The 3,893-nt window shown below is 44.7% G+C and carries 4 protein-coding genes; all 4 read right to left on the bottom strand.

Translation table 11 applies throughout. The features are described 5' to 3' along the window. Positions 1-126 precede the first annotated feature (126 nt). Positions 127-1,203 (bottom strand): major capsid protein, encoded by a 1,077-nt coding sequence (locus ACFIQE_RS08910; RefSeq protein ID WP_375707567.1) that lies wholly within the window; start codon positions 1,201-1,203, stop codon positions 127-129. Positions 1,204-1,215: 12 nt separating this feature from the next. Next, on the bottom strand, positions 1,216-1,584 hold the full coding sequence (locus ACFIQE_RS08905) for a head decoration protein (protein WP_375707568.1): 369 nt from the start codon (positions 1,582-1,584) through the stop codon (positions 1,216-1,218). A 259-nt stretch (positions 1,585-1,843) separates the two neighbouring features. After that, positions 1,844-2,917 carry a S49 family peptidase gene (locus tag ACFIQE_RS08900; RefSeq protein WP_375707566.1) on the bottom strand — a complete coding sequence of 358 codons (1,074 nt, stop codon included), beginning with the start codon at positions 2,915-2,917 and terminating at the stop codon, positions 1,844-1,846. Next, on the bottom strand, positions 2,907-3,893 hold a 987-nt coding region (locus ACFIQE_RS08895; protein ID WP_375707565.1), incomplete at its 5' end, for a phage portal protein. The genes ACFIQE_RS08900 and ACFIQE_RS08895, both read right to left, overlap by 11 nt.

Below are 3,893 nucleotides of genomic sequence, written 5' to 3'. Positions count from 1 at the left end.
TTAATGCCGTAAATCGCTGTGATACGAAAAGATTGCTGGTTGTCCTTTCGCGTGTAGATGATGGGCTGCCCAAAAGTGTTGCGCACATCTTTAACCATTTGGTTTAGCAGCCCGTTCCACCGCATGTTATTTCGCTCCAATCACTGCTTTAAACAGCATTTCAGGGCGTGTACAGATGTAAAGCGGATAGCTATAGACCTCCGGTTTTACCCATGCATTACGGTCGTGGTCGACGATAAGCATCGTGTAGAGAGGTCTTCCAACCGTGTTGGCAAAATCCAAGCTTTCACCAGGAGCAAAGGTTTTTTGGAAGACACCAGGCGCATCAACAGGAAAGAATTGGCATTCATCCGGCTTAATGCCTATAGCGCGCTTTGTTCCAGCCTTCGCACTCACATTATAGTTGTGAATACTCCGGTAATTAATGAAAGTCACACCCGCAAAGTCAAAACTGCCAAAGCTCCCTGAGCCAATCGAACTTGGTGTTGCAACACCTCCGGCGCTATTGAGTGTCTGTGCTAAGGCTGTGTTTAAATAGGTCTCACGAATTGTTCTATGGTTTTTCAACTTGGAGAAAAATTCATTTCCACAAAGCCCAATAATGCGTGAACGATCAGAAAACGCTCCCTTTGAAGCTTCAATCATCCTCATAATGACTTGATCAACATGGTCCGCAACATTGGTTGTCTCATTATTTAATTTAAAATCAATCGGCTTTGGTGGTGCGATTTCCCATTCTTTGTACCAATCGACAATAACAGAGCCATCGGCATCAAGAACCACCCCTTGAACAGCGCCAAGTTGCATATTTTCCCATGTCAATTCTATTTCAGAAATCAGTTTCTTTTGTTTTCTGGCAATATATTTCATTGCTGTCTCTAACTGATCTTCTGTCCCAAATTCACGACGGTTTTGGATTTCTTCTGATTTCACGGTATCACTTTTGGCAATCCGTGTTGTTTTGAAAAACCGAAGATTACGACCCTCTCTATCACCTTCTGCCAAAGGTGCGCCACGTTCACTGGTTTGAATAAGCGAAAATGTATTATCACGCCGTTCAATACCAACCACCGTGGTACTGGTTTCAACTTCTTCAAAAAGATTAAGAGAACTTACAAGACCAGGTTGAAACTCATAGTTTTCGATGGCTTTCATCATTGTGATGCTTGAGAAAGCATCATGTTTAAAAAAATTCATGTCCATGTGTGCATTCTCCTATCGCAATAGAATGTTGTTATGGTCTTCTAAAGACTGAATGGCTGCTTTCTTTTGCTCATCCGTGATGGCATCTGGCCATAGCAGTTCAGAAGCTTTTACAGTGCATAAGCGTGCTGTAATTACGGCACGTTGATCTGCTTCTGTTGCGTCAATAGTGGCAAAAGAAATCCCTGCCGGTGTTTGACTGCCATCTGCTGCTGCTGGATTAAGGGGGACATAGTGTTCCGTTGCGGTTATCTTTCCCATGACAGTTCCAGCTTCAATGAATGCTCCTGATGCAAACAGCACTTCTTCATTTGACATATCGGGGTCGTAGGGTCCAAGATAAGCGCCATTGCGTACGTCGTCATAAATAATATTCGTCATTTCACTGCCCTCCAAGCTGCTTCCCATTTTGCATAAATCTTTGCCTTGCTCGTCCCATCACTATGAGGGGTATAAGGCGAGACTTTTAAAGACGCGCTTTGAGAGCTAGCAGCCGTCAACACACACTGGCGTGCTTTCTCGACACTCATACCGTTTTGAATAGCTTTTGCTGCGTCAAAAGAAACGCCTAAGTGCTTTGCTTGCCTTTCAAGGGTTGTTAGTGCTTTTGCGCGCTTTCTTTCTTTTTCAAGAGCAGCTTTTATGTTTTCCTGCTTGTTCTCATTGTCTTCATCTTCATCTTCGTTTTCTTCTTCATCGTCGAAGTCTTCGGCGTTTTTGTCGATGTCACTATCGTCTTCGTCCTCTTCCTCGTCATTGATGATGTCGACAATCTTTTCGTCATCCTCTTCTTCAGCGCGGTATTGTGTGCGTGCCATGTGTTTTGTCCTTCTTTTTCTGTTGATGTTGGGTTTTGTGATATGGAATCCGTTAAAGCTTCCAACGCTTGCGCAAGAGTGCCCTGCGCATCTGCTAATCCAAGCGTGATCGCTTGGGTGCCTATAAAAGTTTCTGCTTTTGTGTCACGAATTGCAGCAGCATTTAAGCGTCTGTTTTGCGCCACCAAATCGACAAACATCTCGTAGAGCAGGGCGCAATCGGCTTGCATTTTTATCTGTGCTGTATCGCTCAAGGGTTCATGAGGGTTGCCATGGGTTTTGTGATCACCTTCAAAGACAAAGGTCCATTTATGCCCGTGTTTTTCATCTGCACGGGATTGGTCAAGATGGGCACAAACAACCCCAATCGAGCCCACAACCCCTGTGCGAGCAACCCATATTTGAGAAGCCGCACAAGCAATGGCATAAGCTGCAGAACAGGCAAACTCATTGGCATGTGCCCAAATGGGTTTATTGTATTGTTTTGAGAGTGTTTGAAACTCTTCAACCAAATCAAACACACCACCGGCTTCTCCACCGCCGCTGTCAATATCAAATAAAACAGCGCGAACATCAGGTTGTGCAATGGCTTCACGAAAAGAAGCGCTTAAACCTTCATAAGAGGTTAGCCCCGATAAAGCCCCAAGCCATGCACCACGGCGCACAAGCGTGCCATGAACTGGTAGGATAGCAACATTGTTTTGTACTACATAAGTTTCAGGGGGTCTTAAAGCTTCTGTATTCTCTTGCGAATAAGCTTCAATGGGAAACTTTTCTCCCTCAAAAAGGCGTGGTGCAAGAGCATTCAAAATGATATCAAGCTTTGTCGAGGCAAGCATATGAGGAACCCCAAAAAGCCGTGATGCCAAAAACGGCATGTCGAGATTATTCACCATTTTTATGTGCCTCACTGCCTTGGTTACTTTCATAAGTCTCAGAAGGGTCTGAATCTGCGGTATCAATCACTTGATTTTCACCAGAAGGCGCTGCCATATCCGTGTCAAAAGATAAGCCGCGCGCACGAGCGTCTGTGTGCTCTTCTTGCAGTTCGGCATGAATGCTGTCGATATCAAAGCCACGCTCGGCAAGTGCCATGCGTCGTGTTTTCAAGCCTGCACGGATTTCTTCTTTTTCCGCTGAGATATCCTTGTTTGGATCAATCATTTCAAGCGGGGGTGCAAAGCTTTCACATTGAAGCCATGGCAAGGAATTTTCTTCCCACCCTGGCAAATTGACACATTTGACAAGCACTGCCATTTCAACAAAACGCTCCCAAACAATGCGGTTAAACTGAAAGGCAATAATATGTTCACGCCATTGTTTGACGTGCCGTCTAAACTGAATGATAGAGGTACGCACATTAGAAAAATTCCCCCGCGTAACGTCTCCAGTCACAACGGCATAAGGCATATTAAGTGCTGCACAAATTTTCAAGATATTGCGAAATTGAAAAGCCTCATAAGAGCCACCAACCTCAACAGGATTTGAGAATGTAACTTCTTTATTCTCTCCTAAATAAAGAGATGCACCGGGCGCAATGACAGGTGCTTTGTATTCTTCTTCAACGTTGTTTTTATCACGATTATCGGATAATTTTTCGACGTTTGGTGAATTGTCCTTGACAAACGCCGCGAAAAGAGCCGCCGTCCTTTTTCTATCGAGTTCTGCGTCGTCATAGGATTCGAGTTGAAAGATCTTTGTCATAGCGCGCGTTATTTTTGGAGAACCGCGCAATTGTCCGGCAATACGGCGCTCTTTGATATGAATGACCATTTCAGCAGGGACACGCACGCGCTCTTGGCTCTCAAATGCCATATTTGCAGGGACATCATCATAGGGGTGATGTTCCCAGAAATGATAAGCAACGCGCTT

The organism is Bartonella sp. AA1HLJMS, assembly GCF_042197445.1.
GTDB lineage: Bacteria > Pseudomonadota > Alphaproteobacteria > Rhizobiales > Rhizobiaceae > Bartonella.
Note: the sequence above shows the minus strand (reverse complement) of the source record. Positions and strands in the feature narration are given on the sequence as shown.

Coding starts and splice junctions, on each gene's coding strand:
- ACFIQE_RS08910 (WP_375707567.1), bottom strand. CDS start 1,203: ATGGACATGAATTTTTTTAAACATGATGCTTTCTCAAGCATCACAATG.
- ACFIQE_RS08905 (WP_375707568.1), bottom strand. CDS start 1,584: ATGACGAATATTATTTATGACGACGTACGCAATGGCGCTTATCTTGGA.
- ACFIQE_RS08900 (WP_375707566.1), bottom strand. CDS start 2,917: ATGGTGAATAATCTCGACATGCCGTTTTTGGCATCACGGCTTTTTGGG.